Annotated in this window: 1 protein-coding gene; it reads right to left on the bottom strand. The window is 41.3% G+C overall.

All coding sequences use genetic code 11. The features are described 5' to 3' along the window. Positions 1 to 305 (bottom strand): VC2662 family protein (locus tag AB4585_RS25925; protein WP_372171642.1); only part of this gene is annotated, 305 nt, incomplete at both ends.

Raw genomic sequence — 305 nt, 5'->3', positions numbered from 1 at the left:
AGTTGTTGAAGATACCCACTTGGATATTGGATTTATTAGATAGGCTTACCAGACCTACATCGGCCATGGTTTGGCCATCTGAGAAGTTCACTGCTGACCAGTTTAAGCCTTCTACATTGTGCGTAATGTTTGCTAGACCTAAGTTAACACCGGTTGACTTACCTGTGTTCCAGTTGAACCAACCCCAAGAGAGACCTTTCATTTCTTGGTTTACCTTGTTTGCACCAAAAAATAGATTTAGGTTCAAGCCAGTAGTACGGTCTGTTTCTGACATACCCAATAGAGAGACATCAACACCTTTAATT

It is taken from the genome of Vibrio sp. 10N.222.49.C9 (genome assembly GCF_041474985.1).
GTDB lineage: Bacteria > Pseudomonadota > Gammaproteobacteria > Enterobacterales > Vibrionaceae > Vibrio > Vibrio crassostreae_C.
The sequence above is the reverse complement of the archived record's forward strand: the minus strand, read 5'-3'. Positions and strand labels throughout refer to the sequence as shown.